The organism is Pseudomonas sp. JUb42 (genome assembly GCF_024807945.1).
Taxonomy (GTDB): domain Bacteria; phylum Pseudomonadota; class Gammaproteobacteria; order Pseudomonadales; family Pseudomonadaceae; genus Aquipseudomonas.
Genome location: NZ_JANUFD010000007.1, coordinates 355,010 through 379,883, shown reverse-complemented (window position 1 = coordinate 379,883; position 24,874 = coordinate 355,010). Strand labels below are relative to the sequence as shown.

19 protein-coding genes, 1 pseudogene and 1 riboswitch are annotated in these 24,874 nt (G+C 61.4%); of the genes and pseudogenes, 7 read left to right on the top strand and 13 right to left on the bottom strand.

The window, feature by feature from the left end; all coding sequences use genetic code 11:
• The first annotated feature begins 55 nt into the window (after positions 1-55).
• Positions 56-802 carry an RsiV family protein gene (locus M2401_RS16475; RefSeq protein WP_259104417.1) on the top strand — a complete coding sequence of 249 codons (747 nt, stop codon included), beginning with the start codon at positions 56-58 and terminating at the stop codon, positions 800-802.
• Here M2401_RS16475 and cytX read toward each other — a convergent pair.
• Both cytX and thiC read right to left on the bottom strand, forming a co-directional pair.
• Positions 771-2,060 carry a putative hydroxymethylpyrimidine transporter CytX gene (gene cytX / locus M2401_RS16470; RefSeq protein ID WP_259104416.1) on the bottom strand — a complete coding sequence of 430 codons (1,290 nt, stop codon included), beginning with the start codon at positions 2,058-2,060 and terminating at the stop codon, positions 771-773. The genes M2401_RS16475 and cytX overlap by 32 nt on opposite strands.
• A 108-nt stretch (positions 2,061-2,168) precedes the next feature.
• Positions 2,169-4,058, bottom strand: a complete 1,890-nt coding sequence (thiC, locus tag M2401_RS16465; protein ID WP_259104414.1) for a phosphomethylpyrimidine synthase ThiC — start codon at positions 4,056-4,058, stop codon at positions 2,169-2,171.
• Between the two features lie 156 nt (positions 4,059-4,214).
• Positions 4,215-4,318, bottom strand: a riboswitch (TPP riboswitch).
• Between the two features lie 151 nt (positions 4,319-4,469).
• Between thiC and M2401_RS16460 the strand changes: the two genes are divergently transcribed.
• Entirely contained in the window at positions 4,470-5,909 is a 1,440-nt protein-coding gene (locus M2401_RS16460; protein ID WP_259104413.1) for a TolC family outer membrane protein, read from the top strand.
• Between the two features lie 146 nt (positions 5,910-6,055).
• Here M2401_RS16460 and waaA read toward each other — a convergent pair whose 3' ends face one another.
• Entirely contained in the window at positions 6,056-7,330 is a 1,275-nt protein-coding gene (waaA, locus tag M2401_RS16455) for a lipid IV(A) 3-deoxy-D-manno-octulosonic acid transferase (RefSeq protein ID WP_259104411.1), read from the bottom strand.
• Between the two features lie 14 nt (positions 7,331-7,344).
• Positions 7,345-8,223, bottom strand: a complete 879-nt coding sequence (locus tag M2401_RS16450; protein ID WP_259104409.1) for a LysR family transcriptional regulator — start codon at positions 8,221-8,223, stop codon at positions 7,345-7,347.
• A gap of 93 nt (positions 8,224-8,316) precedes the next feature.
• Between M2401_RS16450 and M2401_RS16445 the strand changes: the two genes are divergently transcribed.
• Genes M2401_RS16445 through M2401_RS16430 form a run of 4 tightly spaced genes read left to right on the top strand, consistent with a single transcriptional unit; the run spans position 8,317 to position 11,682 of the window.
• The gene (locus M2401_RS16445) at positions 8,317-8,649 is read left to right on the top strand and encodes a multidrug efflux SMR transporter (protein WP_259104408.1); all 333 of its coding nucleotides are present in this window, start codon (positions 8,317-8,319) and stop codon (positions 8,647-8,649) included.
• A gap of 49 nt (positions 8,650-8,698) precedes the next feature.
• Positions 8,699-9,874: an FAD-binding oxidoreductase gene (locus M2401_RS16440; RefSeq protein ID WP_259104407.1), complete on the top strand. Its 1,176-nt coding sequence runs from the start codon at positions 8,699-8,701 to the stop codon at positions 9,872-9,874.
• The gene (locus M2401_RS16435; protein WP_259104406.1) at positions 9,871-10,686 is read left to right on the top strand and encodes an aldo/keto reductase; all 816 of its coding nucleotides are present in this window, start codon (positions 9,871-9,873) and stop codon (positions 10,684-10,686) included. Before M2401_RS16440 ends, M2401_RS16435 begins: the two co-directional genes overlap by 4 nt.
• A gap of 36 nt (positions 10,687-10,722) precedes the next feature.
• On the top strand, positions 10,723-11,682 hold the full coding sequence (locus M2401_RS16430) for a metal ABC transporter ATPase (RefSeq protein ID WP_259104405.1): 960 nt from the start codon (positions 10,723-10,725) through the stop codon (positions 11,680-11,682).
• Between the two features lie 181 nt (positions 11,683-11,863).
• Here M2401_RS16430 and hldE read toward each other — a convergent pair whose 3' ends face one another.
• The 3 genes and pseudogenes from hldE to M2401_RS16415 form a co-directional block, all read right to left on the bottom strand.
• Complete coding sequence (hldE, locus tag M2401_RS16425; protein WP_259104404.1) at positions 11,864-13,285, bottom strand: bifunctional D-glycero-beta-D-manno-heptose-7-phosphate kinase/D-glycero-beta-D-manno-heptose 1-phosphate adenylyltransferase HldE; 1,422 nt, start codon at positions 13,283-13,285, stop codon at positions 11,864-11,866.
• A gap of 108 nt (positions 13,286-13,393) precedes the next feature.
• On the bottom strand, positions 13,394-15,202 hold the full coding sequence (gene msbA, locus M2401_RS16420; RefSeq protein ID WP_259104485.1) for a lipid A export permease/ATP-binding protein MsbA: 1,809 nt from the start codon (positions 15,200-15,202) through the stop codon (positions 13,394-13,396).
• 264 nt (positions 15,203-15,466) lie between these two features.
• Positions 15,467-15,850, bottom strand: a pseudogene (locus M2401_RS16415) (O-antigen ligase family protein); the annotation flags it as partial.
• A 739-nt stretch (positions 15,851-16,589) separates the two neighbouring features.
• On the opposite strand from M2401_RS16415, the gene M2401_RS16410 reads away from it, so the two are divergent.
• Positions 16,590-17,192 (top strand): serine/threonine-protein kinase, encoded by a 603-nt coding sequence (locus M2401_RS16410; RefSeq protein WP_259104403.1) that lies wholly within the window; start codon positions 16,590-16,592, stop codon positions 17,190-17,192.
• 9 nt (positions 17,193-17,201) lie between these two features.
• Here M2401_RS16410 and M2401_RS16405 read toward each other — a convergent pair whose 3' ends face one another.
• From M2401_RS16405 to M2401_RS16380, 6 genes are all read right to left on the bottom strand, one after another.
• Positions 17,202-18,302, bottom strand: a complete 1,101-nt coding sequence (locus M2401_RS16405) for a glycosyltransferase (RefSeq protein ID WP_259104402.1) — start codon at positions 18,300-18,302, stop codon at positions 17,202-17,204.
• A gap of 258 nt (positions 18,303-18,560) precedes the next feature.
• The gene (locus tag M2401_RS16400; RefSeq protein WP_259104401.1) at positions 18,561-19,517 is read right to left on the bottom strand and encodes a glycosyltransferase; all 957 of its coding nucleotides are present in this window, start codon (positions 19,515-19,517) and stop codon (positions 18,561-18,563) included.
• Between the two features lie 32 nt (positions 19,518-19,549).
• Positions 19,550-20,959 (bottom strand): PIG-L deacetylase family protein, encoded by a 1,410-nt coding sequence (locus M2401_RS16395; protein WP_259104399.1) that lies wholly within the window; start codon positions 20,957-20,959, stop codon positions 19,550-19,552.
• A complete protein-coding gene (locus tag M2401_RS16390) occupies positions 20,956-21,852 on the bottom strand; it encodes an antimicrobial resistance protein Mig-14 (RefSeq protein WP_259104398.1) in 897 nt (298 codons plus the stop codon). The genes M2401_RS16395 and M2401_RS16390 overlap by 4 nt, the downstream gene beginning before the upstream one ends.
• Positions 21,852-22,982: a glycosyltransferase gene (locus M2401_RS16385; RefSeq protein ID WP_259104396.1), complete on the bottom strand. Its 1,131-nt coding sequence runs from the start codon at positions 22,980-22,982 to the stop codon at positions 21,852-21,854. Before M2401_RS16385 ends, M2401_RS16390 begins: the two co-directional genes overlap by 1 nt.
• Positions 22,966-24,723, bottom strand: a complete 1,758-nt coding sequence (locus M2401_RS16380; protein WP_259104395.1) for a carbamoyltransferase — start codon at positions 24,721-24,723, stop codon at positions 22,966-22,968. The genes M2401_RS16385 and M2401_RS16380 overlap by 17 nt, the downstream gene beginning before the upstream one ends.
• Between the last annotated feature and the right edge of the window lie 151 nt (positions 24,724-24,874).

Below are 24,874 nucleotides of genomic sequence, written 5' to 3'. Positions count from 1 at the left end.
ACGCAGTCAAACCACCTCGCGATACCGTCTCCATAGCCAAAGCCAAGGAACATCAATGTCGTTTTTGAGGATTACATCGCTGGTTGTGCTGGCCCTTGTGCTGGGCGCCTGCCAGAGCATTTTCCAACCCAATTACCGCACCCCGCTGGCTGTCCAGCGCGATGCCTCCGAAGTGATCAAGCCGGGTTGCACCAGCGCCGAATGCCCGTTGGTCAATATCGATACCGTGCACTTTGCCGATGAACCGCAATTGGACGCCATCGTCGAGCGCACTCTGCTGCAACTGACCCGCAGCGACAGCGGCGGCCCGGTGCTGCCGACCCTGAAGGCTTATCAGGAGCAATTCCTGCGCGACAGCCAGGGCCATATCAACAGCTACTTGCAGGCCAAGGTACGCGAGCAGCATGACGGTCTGGTGGTGGTTGAGCTGTCCAGCTATCTGGACACCGGCGGTGCCCATGGCACGCCCGGCCGCGCCTTCATCAACTACTCGCGTCAGCAACACAAGGTGCTGACCCTGGCCGACATGCTGGTGCCGGGCCAGGAGCAGGCGTTCTGGGACAAGGCGCAACTGGCGCACCAGGCGTGGCTGATCAGCGTGAAGATGGATCAGGACAGCCAGTTCCTGCAAACCTGGCCGTTCAAGAAGACCCCCCACATCGCCCTGACCTACGGCGGCCTGATCCTCAAGTATCAGGTCGACACCATCGCGCCCTACTCCATGGGCCACATCGAGCTGAAGATTCCTTATCCGCAGCTCAATGGCATCCTCAAGCCGGAACTGTTCCCCGGCCGCGGTTGAAGGCTTTACCCAGCATGAACTGCAACACGCCAGCCACAACCAGCGCTGGCAGTGTTGCACCAACGTTAGGGTAGAGATTGGCCAGCAAATGGTAGGTCGCCAGACCGCCCAGCCAGGCCAGCAGGGCCATGCCGTTCAACGCCGTGGCCCGGACCTGGGCACTGCGCCGACGCAGAATGAAGTGATCCACCAGCACTACGCCGAACAGCGGCGCAAACACCGAGCCGATCAGCAGCAGGAAGTTCTGGTACTGCGCCAATGGCGCCAGGCAGGCGATCAGGGTGCAGATCACGCCGATGGCCAGGGCCAGATGCTCGACCTTGGCTTTCAACAGAATCCCGCTGGACACCGCCGCCGAGTGAATGTCGGCAAAGGCGTTTTCCGACTCGTCGAGCAAAATCAGCAACAATGGAATGCCCATCCCGGCACCTGCCAGAGCCAGCAGCAGGGCATTGGTCTCGCCACTCGGGGCGAACGCCAGGGTGTAGGCCACGCCCAGGCCCATCAGCCAGAAGTTACCGATAAAGAAGCCAAGCGCAGTACCGCCAAAGACGCCAGCGGCGCGCTTGCCGAAGCGTGAGTAGTCGGCAATCAATGGCAGCCACGACAGCGGCATGGCGATGGCGATGTCGAAACCCACGGCAAACGGCAGCGAGCCATCACCGGCCTGCGTCCAGAGCGCTGCCAGATCAGCCTTGGCAAAAAGATTCCAGGTCAGCCAGATGCATGCCGCCAGCAACAGCCAGATGCCCCACTTGCGCAGCACCTGCCGCACGAAAGTCAGCGGCCCGCTGACTGCCAGCAAGGTCGCGAGGGCACCGAAGATCAGTGTCCACAACAGCGGATTGGCCCACAGGCTGCCTTCGACAAACGCCTTGGCGCCAAGCAGGCTGGCGGCATCGCGCATGACGATGATTTCAAACGCGCCCCAACCAATCAGTTGCAGCAGGTTCAGCACCGCAGGCAAGGCCGCGCCGCGATTGCCCAGGCTGAGCTTGAGCGCGGCCATGGACGACAGGCCCGTATCGCTGCCGATCACCCCCACCGCCGCCAGCAGCAGGACACCCACCAGGGTGCCGAGGACAATCGCCAGTAACGAGCCGGACAGCCCCAGACCTGGCGCCAGCAAGGCCCCGGTCTGCAAAACCATCAGGCCGATGCCGAGGGAGAACCACAGGGAAAATAGATCGCGCCCGCCGAAGACACGCTTGCCTGCGGGGACGGGGATATCGGGGGAATAAGTACCGGGTGTGTTCATGTTGTTATCTCAATACGGAGCAGCGGCAAGCTTTAAGCGGCAAGCTACAAGTCTGAAGCAAAAAGCAGCACTGCTTTTTCTTGCCGCTTGTAGCTTGCCTCTTGCGGCTTAGACTTTTTTATACAACTGACTACCTTCCTGCTTGAACCGCTCAGCCTGTTCGCGCATGCCCTCTTGCACCGACACGTCCAGCGCCTCGATCTTCTGATTGGCCGCGTATTCGCGAACTTCCTGGGTGATTTTCATCGAGCAGAACTTTGGCCCGCACATGGAGCAGAAATGCGCGACCTTGGCCGAGTCTTTCGGCAGGGTCTCGTCGTGATACGAGCGCGCGGTGTCCGGATCCAGGCCAAGGTTGAACTGGTCTTCCCAACGGAACTCGAAACGCGCCTTGCTCAGGGCGTTGTCGCGGATCTGCGCACCGGGGTGGCCCTTGGCAAGGTCGGCCGCGTGGGCGGCGATCTTGTAGGTGATGATGCCGGTCTTGACGTCATCCTTGTTCGGCAGGCCCAAGTGTTCCTTGGGCGTGACGTAGCAGAGCATGGCGCAACCGAACCAGCCGATCATTGCCGCCCCGATACCGGAGGTAATGTGGTCGTAGCCGGGTGCAATATCGGTAGTCAGCGGGCCGAGGGTGTAGAACGGCGCCTCATCGCAGCACTCCAGCTGCTTGTCCATGTTCTCCTTGATCAGCTGCATCGGCACATGGCCCGGGCCTTCGATCATGGTCTGCACGTCGTGCTTCCAGGCGATCTTGGTCAGTTCGCCGAGGGTTTCCAGTTCGCCGAACTGCGCTTCATCGTTAGCGTCGGCAATCGAGCCCGGACGCAGGCCATCACCCAGCGAGAAGCTGACGTCGTAGGCCTTCATGATTTCGCAGATGTCTTCGAAATGGGTGTAAAGGAAGTTTTCCTTGTGATGCGCCAGGCACCACTTGGCCATGATCGAACCGCCGCGGCTGACGATGCCTGTCACACGCTTGGCGGTCAGCGGGACATAGCGCAGCAATACACCAGCGTGGATGGTGAAGTAATCCACGCCCTGCTCGGCCTGTTCGATCAGGGTGTCGCGGAACAGCTCCCAGGTCAGGTCTTCGGCCGCGCCGCCGACTTTCTCCAGAGCCTGATAGATCGGCACCGTACCGATCGGCACCGGCGAGTTGCGGATGATCCACTCGCGGGTTTCATGGATGTGTTTGCCGGTGGACAGGTCCATGACCGTGTCCGAACCCCAGCGAATACCCCAGGTCAGCTTGGCCACTTCTTCTTCGATGGAAGAACCCAGCGCGCTGTTACCGATATTGCCGTTGATCTTCACCAGGAAGTTACGGCCGATGATCATCGGTTCCAGTTCGACGTGGTTGATATTGGCCGGGATGATCGCGCGACCACGGGCGATTTCCTCGCGGACGAACTCGGCGGTGATTTCCTTCGGGATACTCGCGCCAAAGCTGTGACCGGCATGCTGCTGCTTGAGCAGACCGGCTGCGCGGGCTTCCTGCAGCTTCATGTTTTCGCGGATGGCGACGTATTCCATCTCGGCGGTAATGATGCCCTGCCGCGCATAGTGCATCTGGCTCACGTTGGCCCCGGCCTTGGCGCGGCGCGGGTTGTGCACATGGGCGAAACGCAGGGCGGTCAATTCGGCGTCGTTCAGGCGCTGCTGGCCGAAGTTGGAGCTCAGGCCCGGCAGGCGCTCGGTGTCGTTGCGCGAGTCGATCCACGGCGAGCGCACGTCGGCCAGGCCTTTGCGCACATCAATGATGACGTTGGGGTCGGTGTACGGGCCAGACGTGTCATAGACAGTGACCGGCGCGTTGATCTCGCCGCCGAAGTCGGTCGGTGTGACATCGAGGGTGACTTCGCGCATCGGCACGCGGATGTCCGGGCGCGAACCCTGGACATAGATTTTTTGCGAGCGGGTAAACGGTTGTACCGATCCCGAGTCGACCTGGGCAGACTCACTCAAATGAATTGTGTTTTTTGCTTTTGTACTCATCACGGGCTCTCCAGACATCAGCGGCGGCTTGATTTGTCGGAGGGAGAACCTGAATGACGGACGGACGCACCTTGAGCAGTGCTGAGTGACGAGCAACGGAGAACTGTTCAATTTTTGAACAATCGACCCCGGACGGCACTCAAGAGGACTCGCCGGGAGACGAGAAATCTTGTTCCCTACGCAGGCGCTAACCTGATCAGGTTCAACGGGATCCGGATAACCGATCTCAGCCTCTTCGCAAGGCACCCCGACAAGAACGGGGCAAGTCTAGACTTTGCCACTGCCAAAACGCCAGTCTTATGCTCAATCCTTCGATAAATGGCCGATATGCCGGATTGTTTGCAAGACAGCTCTGCCACTACACTCCCTAGCCTATTGCGGGCCAGAACAATTACGAACAGGGAATGCACCATGCTGCGCAAACTTTCATTGGCTGTCGCCGTGTCGTGTGCCTCCACCGGTCTGGCCTGGGCTGCCGAACTCCCCGCGCCGATCCAGACCGGGCTGGTCAATGTCTACAACGAGGCGGTGAGTAACAACGCCGACCTGGCAGCCTCCCGCGCCGACTACGATGCGCGCAAGGAAGTCGTGCCCCAGGCCCGTGCCGGTTTGCTGCCGAACCTGTCCGCTGGCAGCAGCATCAATAACACCCGCACCAGCATCGATCGCCCGGATGTCACCGCGACCCGCAGCGGCGTGGTCTATCAGGCCACTCTGGCCCAACCGGTTTTCCGCGCCGACCGCTGGTTCCAGCTCAAGGCCGCCAAAGCGGTTAATGAGCAGGCGGCCTTGCAGCTGTCGGCAACCGAGCAGAACCTGATCCTGCAAAGTGCCGAGTTCTATTTCACGGTACTGCGCGCCCAGGACAACCTGGCCACGGCCAAGGCCGAAGAAGCGGCGTTCAAACGTCAGCTGGACCAGGCCAACGAACGCTTCGACGTCGGCCTGTCGGACAAGACCGACGTGCTCCAGGCTCAGGCTGGTTACGACACCTCCCGGGCCAACCGGATCGTTGCCAAGCAGCGGGTCGAAGATGCCTTCCAAGCCCTGGTAACCCTGACCAACCGCGATTACAACGCCATCGAAGGCATCGTTCACACCCTGCCGGTGCTGCCGCCGACGCCCAACGACGCCAAGGCCTGGGTCGATACCGCCTCGCAGCAGAACCTCAATCTGCAGGCCAGCAACTACGCGGTCAGCGCCGCCGAAGAAACCCTGCGCCAGCGCAAGGCCGGGCATGCGCCGACCGTGGATGCGGTGGTCAGTTACAAGCGCGGCGACAACGACGCCCTGGGCTTCAGCAACCCCAACTACACCGGGCAGAACTACGGCGGTGACGTCGAGCAACGCAGCATCGGCCTGGAACTGAATATCCCGCTCTACAGCGGCGGCCTGACCAGCTCGCAAGTGCGCGAAGCCTATGCGCGCCTGAGCCAGAGCGAGCAGCAGCGCGAAAGCCTGCGCCGCCAGGTGGTGGAAAACACCCGCAACCTGCACCGCGCGGTCAATACCGATGTCGAGCAGGTCCAGGCACGCAAGCAGTCGATCATTTCCAACCAGAGCGCTCTGGAGGCCACGGAGATCGGTTATCAGGTCGGTACGCGCAACATCGTCGACGTGCTCGACGCCCAGCGTCAGCTCTATGCCTCGGTGCGCGACTACAACAACACGCGCTATGACTACATCATCGACAACCTGCGCCTGAAACAGGCCGCCGGGACCTTGAGCCCCAGCGACCTGCAGGACCTGTCGCATTACCTCAAGGCCGACTACAACCCGGACAAAGACTTCCTGCCACCGGACCTCGCGACCCTGGCGCAGAAGAATTTCGATAAGCCGGGCAAGCGTTGAGTAATACTTGATTGGAGCGCGATCTATTGTGGGAGCCGGCTTGCTGGCGATAGCGTCGGATCAGTCACTGACGCCATTGCGAGCGCTTCGCACTCGATCGCCACCAAGGCGGCTCCCAGGGGTTCGATATTCGCCGCGCTCTCGCCTTAAGGCATCAACCGCGCAATCCCCTCCAGCAATCGGTTCAACGCCCCCTGATTGGCCTTCATCACCGCCAGCCCTGCCTCGGCCATCTGCCGGGCCTGCTGTGGGTGTTCGAACAGGCGCTGCACGGCGGCGCCCAAACTGACGCCATCGCAGACCTCAACCAGCGCCTGCGCATTGCGCAACATCGCGGCAATTTCCAGAAAGTTGAACAGATGCGGCCCGCTCAACACCGGCTTGGCCAGTGCCGCCGGTTCCAAGAGGTTATGGCCGCCGTTGGGCACCAGGCTGCCGCCAACAAAGGCGCTGTCGGCCAAGGCATAGAGAAACAGCAGCTCACCCATGCTGTCGCCGAGCAGCACCGAGGTCGACATATCCACCAACTGTCGGCTGGAGCGGCGCACGGTGCTGAAGCCCTGCTGCTGACACAGAGCGAACACGCTGTCGAAACGTTCAGGGTGGCGCGGCACCAGGATCAGCAGCGCATCGGCATGGCTGGCGAGCAGCTGACGATGGGCGGCCAATACGCTTTCGTCTTCGCCAATGTGGGTACTGGCAGCAATCCACACCGGACGCTGGCTGGCCTGCCATTGTTCGCGCAACTCGCTGGCGCGTTCGAGCAACTGCGCGTCGATGGTCAGGTCGAACTTGATCGAGCCGGTCACCGTCACGCACTCGGGCCGCGCGCCCAGGGCGCGGAAACGCTCGGCCTCGGCTTCGGTCTGTACGGCGAACAGGCTCATTTCAGCCAGCATTGGCAGGGTCAGCCCGGCAAAACGGGCATAGCCACGGGCCGAGCGCTCGGACAACCTGGCATTGGCCAGCACCACCGCAATCCCGCGCTTGGCACACTGATGGATATGGTTGGGCCACAGCTCGGTTTCCATGATCACGCCCAGACACGGCTGCACACGCTCAAGAAAGCGCCCCGCCGCCCACGGCAGGTCATAAGGCAGGTAGCAGTGCTGGATGCGCGGCTCGTTGGCGAACAGCGCCTGGATACGCTCCGACCCCGTTGGCGTCATGCAGGTCACGGTGATCGGCAGCTGTGGATAACGTTGCAGCAGCGCGCGGATCATCGGCGCGGCGGCGATGCTCTCGCCCACCGACACCGCATGCACCCAGATACCGCCGCGCTGCATGGCAGGCAGGCCGATAGCGAAGCGCTCGCCGATACGTTTGGCATAAGCCGGCGCCTTGCGCGCGCGCAACCACAGGCGCAAAGCCACCAGAGGCAGACCGAGATGAAACAGCAGGGTATATAGCGTTCTATTCATGGGCGCGAAGTCTATCAGCCAATGGCCCGCAAATGCCTTGCAAAACATTCGGCCAGCCAGCGCGCGGCCGGGCCCAGGGGTTGATCGCGGCGCCAGACCATTTCCACCACCAGTGACGGCGGCGTCCAGTCGCTGACCAGTTCAACCATCAGGTTCTGATACGCCGGGTACTGCACTACATGGCGCGGCAGCCAGGCCCAGCCCAACCCGCGCATCAGCAGCTCAGCCATGAAGTAGAAACTGTCGGCGCGCCACATCTGCGGGCTGAGCTGCTCACTGCCGGGATAACCGCTCTGCTGCGGGGCGATCTGCCGATGACGGGCCAGTTGCTGGCGACCAATACGCCGCTCGGATGCCAATGGATGACCAACGGCACAGACCGTGACCATCTCGACACTGCCCAGCACCTGACGCTCCAATGCTTCGGGCATTTGCTCATGGTGAAACAGCAGTCCCAGGTCGGCCCGCCGCTCCAATAACTTGCGCGCCACGTCGCCCTGAGCCGCACTGGCCAGTTGCACTTCGACACTGGGGTAACGCTCAGCCAAGGCTTCCAGGCTATCGAGGACCGGCAGATAAGGCATCGCCTCGTCATGGGCCAGGCGCAGCCGCGCTTCCTCTCCGCGCAGCAGAGCCAGGGCACGGCCATCCAGACGTTCGCACTGACGCAAGACCTCCCGCGCTTCTTCAAGCAACGCGCTGCCCGCCTCGGTCAAGCGTGGCTGACGCCCGCTGCTGCGATCGAACAGGCTGACCCCCAAGTCCGCCTCCAACAAGGCGATGGCGTTGCTGACCGCCGACTGTGCGCGCTTCATATCCCGCGCCACCGCCGAAAAGGAGCGCTGCTCGGCGACGCTGACAAACAGGCGGATATGCTCAAGATTCCATTGCACGGCAGCGGCAACCTATATTTATTTAAGATAGGTAATGACTTTACCCCATCTGGGCAATCACTAAAATGCGGGCCATCGCAGAGGAGATTCACCATGAGCGCGTACTACCTGCTGGCCATTGCCATTTGCTGTGAAGTCATTGCCACCGTTTCGATGAAAGCGGTCAAGGGCCTGAGTACGCCTGTGCCGCTGCTGTTGGTCATCGCCGGTTACGCCATCGCGTTCTGGATGCTGACCCTGGTGGTGCGCAGCATTCCAGTAGGGGTCGCTTACGCCGTGTGGGCAGGAATGGGCATCGTCATGGTCAGCATCGCAGCGCTGTTCATCTACGGGCAGAAGCTCGATATTCCGGCCATGCTCGGCATGGGGCTGATCGTCGCAGGCGTGGTGGTTATCCAGTTGTTCTCGAAAACCGCCGGGCATTGAAGGGCCATTCCCCTATAATGGCGGGATTCTTGTCGCCATTGAGGTGCCCATGCCTTCTGCTATTTCCACTGACGTCCTGATCGTCGGCGCCGGTGCCGCCGGTCTCTGGCTCAACGCCCGCCTGCGACGTCAGGGCTTTTCCACGGTCGTGGTCGAAAGCGCCAGCCTGGGTGGCGGACAAAGCCTGAAGTCGCAGGGGATCATCCACGGCGGCGCCAAATACGCCTTGCATGGCGCCCTGTCCGGCGCCTCCGAGGCCATTGCCGACATGCCGCGTCGCTGGCGCGAGGCACTGGCGGGCAAGGGCGAACTGGACCTGTCCAGCGTGCGCCTGCTCTCTGAAGCCCATTACCTGTGGTCGCCGGGCACCCTGGCGGGCAACCTCACCAGTTTCTTCGCCAGCAAGGCCGTGCGGGGCCGGGTCGATCAGGTCAAGGGCGACGAACTGCCGCCCGCGCTGCAAAACCCCAAATTCAAAGGCAAGGTCTATCGCCTGGCCGAACTGGTCGTCGATGTGCCCAGCCTGCTCGACCGTCTGGCTGAACTGGCCGGGGACAGCCTGCTCGCCGGGCAAACCATCGAGCCGCTGCGTGATGGCGATGAGTTGATCGGCCTGCGCGTCGATGGCCGCGACATCATCGCCCAGCGCATCGTATTCAGCGCCGGTGCCGGCACCGCCGACCTGCTCAGCGCTCTGGGCGTGGTGCAACCGACCATGCAGCGCCGTCCGCTGCACATGGTGATGGTCAAGGCGCCGACCCTAAAACCGCTGTACGCCCACTGCCTGGGCGGCGGGCCGAAGCCGCGTATAACCGTGACCACTCATCCCGCAGCCGACGGCCAGTGGGTCTGGTACCTCGGTGGCGATGTCGCCGAAGCCGAAGGCGTAGCGCGCGAACCAGCGGCGCAGATTGCCGCCGCGCAAAAGGAACTGTCCGGCCTGCTGCCGTGGATCGACCTGAGCCAGGCGCAATGGGCGACCCTGCGCGTCGACCGCGCCGAGCCGACACAAAGCGGTCTGACCCGCCCCGACAATGCCTTCCTCCATCAGCAAGACCGTCTGCTGGTCGGCTGGCCAACCAAACTGGCCCTGGTGCCGGACTTCGCCGACCGGGTGCTGGGCGCCCTCGCCCATGACGAAATCCACCCGACGCCACAACCGCCGCTGCCGACCTTGCCGCGCCCGCCGCGCGCCGTACCGATCTGGGACCAACTGCTGCCATGACTCTACCAACCCTGCACGATCTGCATCGTCCCTTGGGCAGCACTGGCCTGAGCATTTCCCCCCTGGGCCTGGGCACGGTCAAACTGGGCCGCGACCAAGGGGTGAAATACCCCAACGGCTTCACCATTCCTGATGACCATGTCGTGCGCCTGCTGCTGGGCCAGGCCCGGGACCTGGGTATCAACCTGCTCGACACCGCACCGGCCTACGGCACCAGCGAAGAGCGCCTGGGCCCGCTACTGCGTGGTCAGCGCCACGACTGGGTGATTGTCAGCAAGGTCGGTGAAGAGTTCGAGCAAGGCCTGTCGAGCCACGACTTCAGCGCCGCCCACACGCGCATGTCGGTGGAGCGCAGCCTGAAACGTCTGGAAACCGATTTCCTCGACCTGGTGCTGGTGCATTCCGACGGCAACGACCTGGCGATTCTTAACGACAGCGACGTCTACCCGACCCTGGCCGCACTCAAGGCCGAAGGCAAGATCCGCGGCTTCGGTTTTTCCGGCAAGACCGTCGAAGGCGGCCTGCTCGCCCTGCGCGACGGAGACTGCGCGATGGTCACTTATAATCTCAACGAGCAGGCCGAAAAGCCGGTGCTGGACTACGCTGGCGAACACAACAAAGGCATCCTGATCAAAAAGGCCCTGGCCAGCGGGCATATTTGCCTGACTCCAGGCGTTGATCCGGTTGAAGCAAGTTTCACGTTACTGTTTCAACATCCGGGCGTTGCCGGTGCTATTGTCGGGACCATCAACCCGCTGCATCTGGCCCATAATGCAGCCGTTGCTGCCGCTGTCATTCGCCGTCAAGCCTGATTTGGGCGGCCGACCCCAACGCAAGAAGGAGCCGACATGCCGCGAACCCTGATTCGAAAAAACCCCAGCAACTTCAAAACCCTGCCGTTATTCGTCGAAGCCACCCCCGAAGGCCTGAGCTACCAAAGCGTCGGCATGCCGCTGAACTTCTCCCAGACCCTGCAACGTCGGCGCAAGATCGAGGTAGCTGACAGCGAGCGTTTTTCCACTGAGCTGGCCAACCTCGGCGTGTCTGTACGCCTGACCCTGAGCTGGCAGAACCGTGATTACTGGGTGCTGGTGCGCCAACGTCGTCAGGACCGCGGCGATGTGGTGCTCAAGCTGATTTCTGGTTACGTCCCGGCCCAGGAACTGGCCCTGCCGCTGCATACGGCGATTCAGGAAGTCGCCGAAGAGTGCCTGATCGAGACGCCCCAGGGCTGGCTCAGCGGCCGCTTCAACGATACCTGGCTGCCCGCGCCTTATGCCGCAGCCCTGCACTATCGCGAAGCCATGCCCTTTCGCCTGACCCCGCTGTCTGGCGCGGCGCGGCCAGTGCGTTGCGGCAACATGACCCTGATCGAGCGCCCACGGGCCTATGTCCATCTGCCCACGGCGTCTTTGCAACTGATCTACGATCTGCGCCTGGAAGTACCGAGGGAAGCCCGTCCGTTGAGCCTGTTTCATGTCGATGAAATGCTCGAAGACGATCAACTGGTCGCCCGCCTCAACCGCAGCAAGCCCGACCTGTACCTGATGCCTCTGGAAAATGGTGTACCCCTGCCGGAGCTGTACACCCTCAAACGCGACAAGCTGATCCCGGCCAGCACTCGAGGGCTGTATCTGGCGGAAAGCTTCGCGGCTCAGGAAGGTTGGGTGGTGCGCGACGAGCGGATTCGCTGGAAGGACTGGCTACGCCAGCAGGGCCTGACGCCACCGAAGAAAAGCAGGATCAAGAACCTAACCGGCAAGGCCCGGCAACTGCTGCAGATGGCGCGCAGCAGTCTGAGTAAATAGAAAAACTTGTAGATGCCGATTCTGTGGGAGGGAGAGGATTGCTGGAGCTACTGTGGGAGCGAATTCATTCGCGAAAGCGGTATTCCAGACGACGAAGATGTATCGACTTCACTACCCTATTCGCGAATGAATTCGCTCCCACCGTATTCGCCCCATCGAAAGGAGGCCTGCGGGCTTTGTATTACTGCCCGCGAATTTTCTCGACGATAGCCGTGGTCGAGCTGTTCTCGACCAACCCCAGCACCTTCACTTCGCCACCGTAGGCCTGGACGATATCGGCGCCGACCACCTGGTCGATACCGTAGTCGCCGCCCTTGACCAGCACATCGGGCTTGACGTGGGTCAGCAGGTTTTCCGGAGTGCCTTCAGGGAAGCTGATCACCCAGTCCACCGCGCCGAGACCGGCCAACACCGCCATGCGTCGGTCAACACTGTTGATCGGACGACCCGGCCCTTTCAGACGGCTGACCGAGGCGTCATCGTTGACCGCGACAATCAATCGGTCGCCCTGAGCACGGGCCTGTTCCAGATAGGTCACATGGCCCGCATGGAGAATGTCGAAGCAGCCGTTGGTAAAGACGATTTTCTCTTTGTGCGCACGGGCATCGCCCACGGCCTGAATCAACTGGTCCAGGCTCAGCACACCACGCTCGGAACCTTCCTCGCGCTGAATCGCCCGACGCAGCTCCGGCGCGCTGATGGCCGCCGTACCCAGCTTGCCGACGACGATGCCCGCCGCCAGATTGGCCAGGGCCACGGCGTGGGGCAGGTCTTCACCGGCTGCAATGGCGGCAGCCAGAGTAGAAATTACTGTGTCGCCGGCACCGGTCACGTCGAATACTTCACGGGCACGGGCAGGCAGGTGCAAGGCCGGTTGATCCGGACGCAGCAGGGTCATGCCGTGCTCGCCACGGGTGACCAGCAGGCCGCCCAGCTCGAGATCAGCCATCAGCTCGGCGCCCCGAGCGACCAGTTCGGCCTCGTCGACACAATGACCGACGATGGCTTCGAATTCGCTGAGGTTCGGCGTGATCAGGCTGGCGCCACGATAGATTGAGAAATCCTTGCCCTTGGGATCGGCCAGCACCGGAATGCCACGATCGCGGGCAGCGGTGATCAGCGCCTGATGGTTTTTCAGGGCGCCCTTGCCGTAATCGGAGAGCACCAGCACCTTGATGCCGTCGAGCAGGCTGTCGACCTCGGCACTCAGGGCCTGGGCATCGGTGGCGAAGGGTTCTTCGAAGTCGATGCGCAGTAGTTGCTGATGCCGGCTCATGACACGCAGCTTGACGATGGTCGGCTGATGGGCGATGCGCTGGAAACGCGCACGCACACCGGCGGCCTCGAGACTGTTGGCCAGGCTGTCGGCGGCCTCGTCTTCACCCGTTACCCCGACCAGCGACGCCGGAGCGCCCAGGGCCGCGATGTTCAGCGCAACGTTGGCGGCGCCACCGGGGCGATCTTCGATCTGCTCGACCTTGACCACCGGCACCGGTGCCTCAGGGGAAATCCTTGAGGTGCCGCCATGCCAATAACGGTCGAGCATGACATCGCCCACCACCAAGACTGGTGCCTGATCGAAACGCGGCATGGACAACTTCATCGAACAACCCGTAACCAAGAATGAATAGGGGCGCAATGTTAGCACAGGGCTTGTGACTGTCGTGGCTAAGCCTCTTTGCGGTCAGGCATAGACCTCGCTCCAACAAAATCAGACTGCGCCGACCGGCGCTGGCTCATCCAGCCCCATGGCATGCAGACGCGAGTAGTAGCCATTCTGCGCCAGCAGCTCGCGGTGGGTGCCGCGCTCGACGATACGGCCCTGGTCCATGACCAGAATCAGATCGGCGCGCTCGATGGTGGTCAGGCGGTGCGCGATGACGATGGTGGTGCGACCTTTCATCACATGATCCAGCGCCGCTTGAATGTAACGCTCGGACTCGGTATCGAGAGCCGAGGTTGCCTCGTCGAGAATCAGCAACGGTGCGTTCTTGAGCAACGCACGGGCAATTGCCAGACGCTGGCGCTGGCCACCGGAGAGCAGCACGCCGTTCTCACCAACCTGAGTATCGAAGCCCTCAGGCAACTGGTCGACGAACTCCTTGGCATAGGCATCAGCCGCAGCCGCCTCGATATCGGCCCGTGGTGCACCGGCCAGATCGCCGTAGGCAATGTTATTGGCCACGGTATCGTTGAACAGGGTCACGCTCTGGGTCACCTGAGCGATATGACGGCGCAGATTGCGCAGGCGATATTCGTTGATATCGACGCCATCGAGCAGGATATGACCGACTTCATGCTGATAAAAACGCGGCAGCAGATTGGCCAGAGTTGATTTACCACTTCCGGAGCGGCCGACCAGCGCCACCATTTGCCCCGGCGCGGCCGAGAAGCTGATGTCATTGAGCACCTGACGCTCAGTGCCCGGATAGGTGAAGCTGAGATTCTGCACTTCGAGATGACCACTGACGCTGTCACGCTCAAACGAACCGGTATCGACTTCAGGCACTTCATCCAGCTGCTCGAAGATGCTTTCAGCGCCCGCGACACCTTTCTGGATGGTCGAGCTGACTTCCGACAACTGGCGGATCGGCTTGGGCAACAGGCTAGCCGCGGTGATGTAGGCCACCAGATCACCGGGGGTCGCTTCGCCGCGCAGCAGCAGCACGAGAAACATCAGCGCAGCCATTGCACTGTAGATCACCAGTTGCAGCATCGGCGTGTAGATCGAGCCGGTCTTGTTCATGGTCAGCTGTTTGCGGGTGTTGCTCCTGCTGGCCCCGGCGAAGCGCTCCTGCTCGTAGCCTTCACCGCCGAAGCTGCGCACCACCCGATAGCCCTGGATGGTTTCCGAGGCAACGTGGGTGACATCGCCCATGGCGACCTGGATCTTCTTGCTCTGCTTGCGGAATTTCTTGCTGGTGCGACTGACCATTACGGCGATCAACGGCAGAATCGCCAGCATCACCAGGGTCAGCTTCCAGTTCATCCACAGCAGGTAGATGAACAGGAACACCACCGTCAGGCCTTCACGAATCACCACTTTGATGGCGTCGGTCGCGGCGCCGGTGACCATGGTCACGTTGAAGGTGATGCGGGAAATCAGATGACCGGAGTTATGGGTATCGAAATAGCGGTTGGGCAGAACCAGCAGCTTGTTGAAAAGTTCGACACGCAGGTCATGCACCAGGCCCAGGGAGACCTTGGCCAGGAAGTAGTTACTCAGGAACGAACCCAGCCCTTGCCACGCGGCGATCAACACGATCAGCAGCGGCACCGCCTGCAACAGTTGCAGGTCGCGCAGGTACGGCACGTTGGGGAACAGCACAGCCTCGGGGTTGCCCAGGCCGTCGACGAAATACTTGAGAATCCCGGCCAACATCGGCTGGGTCGAGGCGAAAATGATGAAGCCGATGATACTCAGCAGGAAGATGCCGATGTAGGGTTTTACGTAGTTAAGCAGTCGGAAATAGATTTTCAGGCTGGAGCTTTGCCCGGCAATGGGTGCCTTGTCGCTCATCGTAAAGCTCGCTGAAGTTGAAGAACGCGGGATTTTATCACAGCCGCCGATTTGCGCTTTGGCCCAGACCAGCGCACTGGTCAGACCGATCGGCAGCCAGCTGATAAACCACTCGGCCCGTGGCGAACCGGTAAGACTCGCCGCATCGAACTGCATGGCCAGTGTAGAAAACAGCCAAATCCCCATCAGGCCACGGCCAAGCGTCGTATGCCGGGCCCGCCAGGCCTGGACCAGCACCGCCAGCCAGACGCACGCCCACAGCAGCATCCCGGGAATGCCCAACTGAATGGCAGTATGGGTAAACAGGTTATGGGAATGGTCGAACTTCAGGCCATCGGCCACCACCACATCGTAAGGCGCGCCCAGGCCGATACCGGTCCATGGATGCACTGCGACCATCTTCATCACGGCGGCGAGAATTTCCGGGCGATAAGACGAGCCCCGCGCCAGCATCAATGGCTCAAGCAACCAGAAGCCCACGACAGCGACAGCGATGGCCAGCCCCGAGAGCAGATAGCTGCGACGGTCCCGGCACCAGATCGGCATGGCGACGACGGTCAGGAACAAGGCGAGGATCGCCCCGCGGCTCTGGGACAACACAACGAAGGCGCCGGTCAGAGCCAGGGTCAACGCCCAGACCGGCAGCATCGCGCGCTGCTTGGGCGGCCAGAGCAGCGTCCAGACGGCGGCAATACCGACGACATAGGCGCCAAGGATAGGATGGCTAAGCTCACCGATACCCTCCACCCGGGCCAACCAGGGATTATGCTGCATGCCATAGAAGCGCACGATCGACGTCAGCGCCGCCAGGGCCATGCCGATGCCGCCCCACTGCATCAGCCGTACAACGCGGTCGGGATTGGCATTGGCCAGGATCGGGAAGAACAGGACAAACACGGCGATATACAGCATGCGTTTGAATTCGCGGTCCGCCTCTTCCGCGTGGCCCCAGGTCAGGCTGAGGCTGGCCCACACCGCCAGCAGCAGCATCGATACGCAGAGGAAACGCTGGGCACGCCAGAACTCACCAATACGTTCGCGAGCGGACCAGCCCAACGCCAGGGCAGGCACCCACAGAAAAGCGACCAGACCCTGTTGATAGATCTTGTTGGTCGGCGCGAAAGCAATGGCCAGCAGAAACCATAGCAACCCGGTCGATAACCAGGCCTGTGCCCAACGGTTCGTGTACATCCTGACTCCTCTGAAAAACGATATTCGCAACGCAAACTCGCGGCTAAAGCCGCCCCTGTGGGACCGGCTTTAGCCGGGGATAGGCCTTCCCGGTTGAAGCCGGTCCCACAGAAACCGGTCCTATAGTGGTGCAACCCGTCACTTTTCGGCATCATTGCCGGCCAAACCGCTCGCGTTCCTTACAAGGCTTCTACTGATGCAATGCTTTCGGCTCTCTAAAGCCGCTTTAAATCAAATGATTGTCGGTGCCAAAGTTCTGGAGGCCGACAGCTTTGGCGCGAAAGTGTACATGTTGCAGGATGGCAAAATCCTTAAACTGTTCCGTCGCAAGCGTTGGTTCTCTTCCGCACTGCTGCGTCCATACTCCCGGCGCTTCATTGATAACGCCGTGAAACTGGAAAAACTCGGCGTGCCGACCCTCAAGGTTACCCACTTCTATACCCTCGATCAGCCGGGCATGACCGCCGTGCTGTACCGCCCGCTGCCCGGCGAGACCCTGCGCCAGATCACCCGGCATGAGGGTTTCAGCTGGCAGCAATCGATGCCCGCGCTGATCGAATTGATCCGCAGCCTGCATCAATCGGGGATTTATTTCCGCTCGCTGCACCTGGGCAACATCGTCGTCACCCCGGAGAACACCCTGGGCCTGATCGACGTCGCCGACATGCGCTTCTTTCGGGGGCCGCTGTCGAGCAGCCTGAAGAAACGCAACCTGCAGCATTTCGCTCGCTACATCGCCCGCGAGAATCTGACCGAGGCCTTTCCGTTGCAGACACTCGAGCAGGGCGTGCTGAACTGACACGCAACGCTAGTGGATGGACAGCAAGGTACGTGAATCTTCACAAAAGCGCTGCCATGCCTGTTCCGGCGCCAGAGCCTGGTGTTGGGAGCTGGCAACGGTAGCGCCATCCTCCCCGGCAACCTCATCCAGCGCCGCGATCCAGGCCTCGACGTTGCCGACCGGTACGTAATGACCGGCACCGCCCAACTGTTCGCGAAATACCGGCAGGTCACTGACCAGCACCGGCACTCCGGCAATGACCGCTTCCTGAAGCACCAGCCCCAGGCCCTCTTCCCGCGAGGGAATCACCACCCAATCAAAGCCCAGGTACAGCTTGGCCAGACCCGGCTTGTGCCCCGGCAGGAAGACTTTCCCGCCCAGGCCCAGATGCTTGATCTTGCGCTCGAGCGCGCTACGATCAGGGCCTTCGCCGATGATTACCAGGCTGATGTCGGGATGCTTTGCCAGGGAGCGGGCGAAGGCGTCGAGCAGATAGTCAAAGCCCTTGTCCGCGACCAGACGCCCCACCGCACCCAGCACCCGTCCACCGTTTTGCGGCAGGTCGAATACCCGACGCGCCTGCTTGCGCTCCAGCAACCGTGCGCGGAAGGTCTCGGGATGCAGAGCACTGCGCAGCCCCTGCACCGGCAGATGCAGCTTTTCCTGCAAAGCCAGGGCAAGGGTCTGGGAGACGGCCGCCAGGGTCAGACGTTCGGCGGGAAAGGTGCGGAACAGCGCCAGATGCTCTTCACGCAGACGAGTGGCGCCATGGAAGACCACCACGGCACGGATATCCGGCATCTGCCTGAGAATGGGCAACATCACCCGGGCAACGCCAAGACCGTCGAGCAACACCACCTTGGCCCCGCTCTGGATCATCGCCTTGCGCAGGCGGGCCTGCATCCAGGGCTTGAGCAGGCGCCAGACATGCCGTTCCTTGAGCAGGCGCGAGGAAAAGCGCCACTCGTGCACGTCCTTCACCGGCTCGGTGCAACCATTGACCTCACCCTGGAGAAACCAGGTCTTGATCTCGATGGCCGGATCCAGTTGCGAGACGATTTGCTGATGGACCTTGTGCACCGATGAAAACGGCGAACCACTGGACCACATAATATTAATGATGGTCATCGGGTATCGAACCCCGATGTCGGAATCACCGCGTCCGCGCAGGCGCAATCAATCGTTGGTAAAGCCAATGCACACTCCAGACAGCCGCGTGGGCCCGGTCTTCAATGGTTCCGGGGCTGAGCGACCCTTGTCGCTCGCCACGCCGGAACACACCTGTGAAGCCCGAAACAGTAGGTAAATCGCTTCGCCGCTTCCGGCGCCGCCCTGAATAGTCAAATCTTTCAGCCCCTGAGCGCTCGTAGACTCACGAGAGCAGCGTCAGATTCCCAGTACTGCTCGCAAACGCTCTATCCAACTTATTGCAGCCGCCTTCCGTAGCGCGGGCTCAAGCTCTTTGACAATGCGCTGACCAATGGTTGCAAAACTGAACTGCGACATTGCCAGATTACGGCCATTGACAGCAATACGGGCCGCCAATTCCGGGTCGACGCGTAACGTCGCTAATTTCGACTGGAGTTGTGGGATATTTCTGTAGAACACCACGTTCTCCATATCCTGAAGACCGAGTGCGCGATTTTCCGCGTCCCCTTGATCGTAGGCCAACAACACGCAACCACAGGCCATGGCTTCAAAATTCTTGATCATGTACTCGCCCATGCCGACATCGGCACTGACGAAAAAGCGAATGCGATTCAGGGTCTGGCAATACTCTTCGCCGGATTTGGTGCGGGTCACCACCAGCGGCTCGACCTGGCCCAGCTCATCAAGCAAGGCCTTGCGGCCACTATAGGCCACGCTGTTGGTGCTGCCGACGAACGCCAGTTCGATATCCCGCTCAATGCCCTGATCCTGCAACAGAGTCTGGTCGTAGCCCTTGGGCACGAATACCGCGTCGAAGCCCTCTTCACGCAGCCGCTCGCTGACCACAAAACCGGAACTCAGCACACGCGCCCACGGCAACTTGCGGTAATGCTCGCTGAACTTGCCAGTGTACTTGCAGGGAATGTAGTTCTGGTAAGCGTCGTGCTCGAGGATGACCAGATTGGGAAGGGTACGAATGAAGCCAGCCTGACGGATTTCCTGCTTGAAGCGCAGGAAAAACACGATGCGATCGTACTTCGTAACATCCACTTCACGACGGAAATAGGCGCGCAGATTGCGTTGCTCAGCCGATGTCAGCCAGCGCAGGTCGCATTCGCAATGGGCGGCGATACCTTCGTACAGGCGATCCAGAATGGCCCGCTGCTCTTTCTGGACCAGCAATAGAACTTTCATTGTTTTCCTCGCGGCCTCCACAGACCGCTGATTCAAATATCTCTGCGCCAGAACAACTCGTGCCGGCGTACGGCCTTTCTGAAGAATTCGTTCTCGCCTTCGGCCGGCCAGCGCCGCCCGGCCAACAGGTGTTGCATGCCGCGCCGCAGCTTACGCTTGAGCGGCATTGGCGGTTGCAGGTCGTGCATCATGCCTAGGGCCATAGCCTTGTCTCGCTGTTGCTCGACAGTGAGGGTCAGGCTATAGGGGACCAACGGCAATCCAGGATCGAACACCGGCGGCAAGGCGATGCCGCTGTAGGCATCTCCCATGGGCCAGCGATCGTTGTCATGCAAGTGATTGGCGTACCCAAGCACCGTTTGCGGTTGCCACTCCAGTCCCTCCAGCGCCTGCATTACTGCGGCCTGGGCGCAAATATGGTCCGGGTGTGGATCGATAGTCGCGTGGGGCATGACCAAAACCTGCGGGCGTGCTTGCAAAAGCAGTGCCCGCAAATCGGCCAGCAGGTTATTCCAGGTCGGCGCGCCATCGGCATCGCCCGGCAAGGTCATGGAATTGAACTGACGGAACAGGCGGGTATCGCTCAAGTCCGCCTCTCGCGAAGCGATGGCCTGATCCGGTTCAGCCTGCATGGCGGGTAGTTGCAGGCAGAAATAACCCAGCTGCACGCACTGTGTCTCGGGCACTCCGCCCCAACGTGGCACGGCAATGCTGTCCCAAGCGCGCAAACGCCCCTTCAAGCGCGCCGCTTCGGGGCGCGGCACGCCCATCTGCTGATAATGCTCAGCTTCTATCTCGCCGGCAGTCAGGGTCACGATCCAGGTATCGGCAGCCTGACTGTAGAGACCAAACGCAGCCAGCTCGGCATCGTCGGCATGGGGGGCAATGACCATGACCCGCTGCTGCCGCGCATCGGCATGGCGAAAGGCCCACAGGCTTAGCGGCCCCTGCACCCGGCAATGACGTCCGCGCACTCGCAGGCTGCCTGAGTTCAGCGCCTCGGCCATGCCGGTGAGATTGAGGTAGCGCAGCCCGCTGACCCCTCGCTCGAACGCCTGCCGATCATCAACACCGCTGCCGCTCAGTTCGATCACAGGATCGAAGAAACGCCCCAGCCATGAGCTTTTCACGGTCAAACCCAGCACCAGAGTTTCGTCGCCCCGCAAAGAAAGGGGCGCAACGACCTGCAACCGGCCGCCTTCAAGGGTGACACCTGCCACCTCGTTATCCGCAGGGAGGTTGTACTGGTAATCATCGCCCGGCGAGTAGAACAGGTGATCGGCAAACCAGGCTTCATGGGCAACCCAGCCGAACACCGCGAGCAGCGGGATCAGCCACCACGCCAGCAATACGCCTGCAGCAATCAGCAGCAACAGCGCAACCAGCAGGGCCACGCGCTTGTTACGGCGGTGGCGCTTGAGCAACTGCTGCTTGCGGCTCATAACTGAAATACCGGCACGGGGTTGCACCAACGGTCTTTGTATTCGCGGTCGGCGCGGCCGAAGGAGAAACGCAGGGGTTTGTCCAGGGTTCGAGCGTGCTCCCAGGCGCTTTGCGTATTGAGGAAGCTCAAGACACTACCGGGGCTGAAGTCGCGGGTCTCGGGGTCGACGCCACCGTTGACGTACTCGACGCTGATCCACTTCGGCGCTTCGACGCGATAGACCAATTGCACGGCAATCGGCGCGTCATTGAGAAACAGCACCGAGCCGATCAGCAGCTCGCGCAGCAGCTCGACCACCTCGGCCATACGCTCGGCACCCGTCGCCGGGAACCCCCAGCGGCGCTGGAACAGGTCGCAATAGATGGCGGCAAGCTCGGCACCGCTGAAGTCGCTGACCGGCCGCACCACGCCACCCGCCTCTTCCAGCAGGCGCAGTTCGCGGCGCTGGTTATAACGAAACTTCTTCGACAGGTCTTCCGGCGCCCGCGCCATGGCCAGGGATTCAGTCTGGGGCTTGAGGGTGCTGACACGCCCCTGATTGAGTTCGGACAGATAACGCGCGGCGTGACGCACCGGCACCTGGGCATTCTCAGCCACCGGCAGGATCACCTCCGCGTTGCCCAGATCGAACAGGCCCTTCTTGCCGTGGCGCTTGAGCACGTCCTTGGACAGGGCCAGATAACGACCCCAGGCAGGAATCGCAGCCTGCAGCTCGCCGTTGTGCTGCCAGCCCAGATAACGCACGGGAATCCCGGCCAGTTCGGCCAGACGTTCCACTACCAGCGGATGGGTCGCCACGCTACCGCCAAAACGCTGCCACGCCTGAGCGTAGGTCGTCGCGTCAATCAGGTCCCAGCCACGCTCGCGCCAGCCTTGGAGTCGGTTGAGCATCAAGACCCCACGAGCAGGCGGCTGACTTGCGGCAAGTGCCAGAACACATCGCGCACCGCCTGATCACTGAAGCGCTCGAGCAGCCGTAGATCCATCAATTCGGCACAAGCCTCACGCTGCGCGTCATCGAGGCGCGACAGATGCACCAGGCCCTGGGCCAGACGATCGGCATCGCCCAACGGGAACAGCACGCCAACACCCTCGACCACTTCCCTGGCGCCACCACAAGACGTCGCAATCAGCGGCACGCCAGCGGCCATGGCTTCCAGCAGGACCATGCCGAAGGGTTCGTGATCGGAGCTTAGGGCAAACACGTCAAATGCCTTGAACAGGCGGCGAGCGTCGGCGATCTGCCCGGGAAACAGCACCTGAGCGCCAATACCTAGTTCGAGCGCCTGCTGCTTGAGGCGCTCTTCGAGACGGCCCTTGCCGAGAATCACCAACTGACTGTTGGCGGGCAAATCCGGCAACGCCTTGGCAAATCCGCGCAGCAGCGTGGCTTGATCCTTGTCCGGGTGCAGCCGCCCGACATTGCCGACCACCCAGGCCGACGGTGCCAGGCCCATTTCTTCACGGGCCTGCGCGGCGGATAGCTGGCTGGCTTGCAACGGTTGGATATCGATGCGGTTGTACAGCGTCTCGATGCGCTCTTGCGGCCACTTCGGCAGGCTTTTGCGCATGTCGTCGCGCACCGCATCGGACACGCCGAGCAGGCTCAGGCGCTGACGAAACAGGTGGGCAAACAACTTGCGCGAACGACGCTGATAATCGCCAAAGGCATGATGCACGCCGATCACCGGCAGACTCGTCGCCAGCAAGGCGATGTACACCGGCTTGAAGCGATGGGCGATGCAGAAACTGAAATTGCGTGAAGCGACGATCCGCCGCAGATCTCGGATCGCCCCCAGCTTCAGGCCACGGATGGCCTGGGAGCTGTATTCCATGAACAGTACTTCATCCGAAGCGCAGGACGTCGCCACTTCGGAATCGGCTGCACCGGTCAAAAAGACCGTGGTAACCCGGTAGCCCTTGCCCGCGAACAGGCTGGCGTACTGCCGGGCGCAGTCGAGAAACGGCCCGTCATAGCCGTGGCAGAACTGCAGGACTCGGCGTTCAGCCGACCGTGTCATAGAGTTCCACGCCGTCTTTGACCACCAGGATGTCTTCCATGATCAGGTACTCGAGGTCCGAGCCGAAGAACATGTTCAACGCATCGGTCGGCGAGCAGATCATCGGCTCACCACGGCGGTTCAGCGAGGTGTTCAGCGACACACCGTTGCCGGTGAGGTTTTCCAGGGCTTTCATCATGTCGTAGTAGCGCGGGTTGTACTCGCGCTTGAGCACCTGGGCACGGGACGTACCGTCTTCGTGGACCACTTCCGGCACGCGGGTCTTCCACTCTTCAGCCACTTCGAAGGTGAAGGTCATGAAGGGCGCAGGGTGATCGATCTTGATCATCTGCGGCGCCACGGTGTCGAGCATCGACGGGCAGAAAGGCCTCCAGCGCTCGCGGAACTTGATCTGATGGTTGATGCGGTCAGCCACGCCAGCGACGCTCGGGCAACCGATGATCGAACGACCGCCCAGGGCCCGCGGACCGAACTCCATGCGGCCCTGGAACCAGGCTACCGGATTGCCTTCGACCATGATTTTGGCGATGCGCTCAGGCGTGTTTTCGATCTGGCGCCACACCGGCTTGCTCGGGTGACGGGCACAGGCAGCGATCACATCTTCGTTGCTGTAGGCCGGGCCGAGGTAGACGTGCTCCATCTTCTCAACCGGCACACCACGGGCGTGGGACACATAGGCCGCTGCCCCCACCGCAGTACCGGCGTCGCCGGAGGCAGGCTGAACGAACAGTTCTTTGACCTCAGGGCGGGCGATGATGCGCTGGTTGAGCTTGACGTTCAGTGCACAACCACCGGCAAAGGCGATCTTGCCGGTTTCCTTGAGGATATCCCCCAGGTAGTGGTCCATCATCTGCAGCGCCAGTTTCTCGAACAGCGCCTGCATGCTGGCCGCGTAGTGGATGTACGGCTCGTCAGCGATATCGCCTTCGCGTTTCGGGCCCAGCCACTCGATCAGTTTTGGCGAGAAGTAGAAGCCCTTGCCCTTCTCTTTGTAACGACGCAGGCCGATGACGTTGGCCAGTTCGGTGTTGATCACCAGTTCGCCGTTCTCGAAAGTCGCCAGGCGCGAGAAATCATATTTGCTGGCATCGCCATACGGCGCCATGCCCATGACCTTGAACTCGCCGTCGAGCATCTCGAAGCCGAGGAATTCAGTGATCGCGCCATACAGGCCACCCAAGGAGTCCGGGTCGAAGAATTCCTTGATCTTGTGGATACGGCCGTTTTCGCCGTAACCGAAGAAGGTCGTGGCGTACTCACCCTTGCCGTCGATGCCCATGATCGCGGTTTTCTCTTTGAAACCGGAGCAGTGGTAGGCGCTGGAAGCGTGGGCAAGGTGGTGCTCGACCGGCTCGATCTTGATCTTTTTCGGATCGAAGCCCAATTGCTCGAGACACCAGACAATCTTGTTGCGATAGCGCTTGTAGCGACGGTTACCCATCAACAGCGCGTCAAGGGCGCGATCAGGTGCATACCAGTAGCGCTTGGCGTAGTGCCAGCGAGCCTTGCCGAACAGGCTGATCGGTGCGAAAGGGATTGCCACGACATCGACATCGGATGGCTTGATGCCTGCCTGTTCCAGGCAGAACTTCGCCGATTCGTAGGGCATGCGGTTCTTCGCGTGCTTGTCGCGCACAAAGCGCTCTTCTTCGGCGGCTGCAATCAGCTTGCCGTCGATATACAGGGCTGCGGAAGGATCATGGCTAAGGGCGCCGGACAGGCCAAGGATCGTCAATGCCACTGGGTCTAGCCTCTTGAGTCTGCTTGCAGGCGGCAGGCGCCTGGGAAGTATGTGCTCCCGCACAGGGCGCGGTGAGCAGCTAAAGCGCGGGATTATAGCCTAATGACAAGGGATATGGTCGGGGCGACACAAATCCCGCGCCCCACACCGC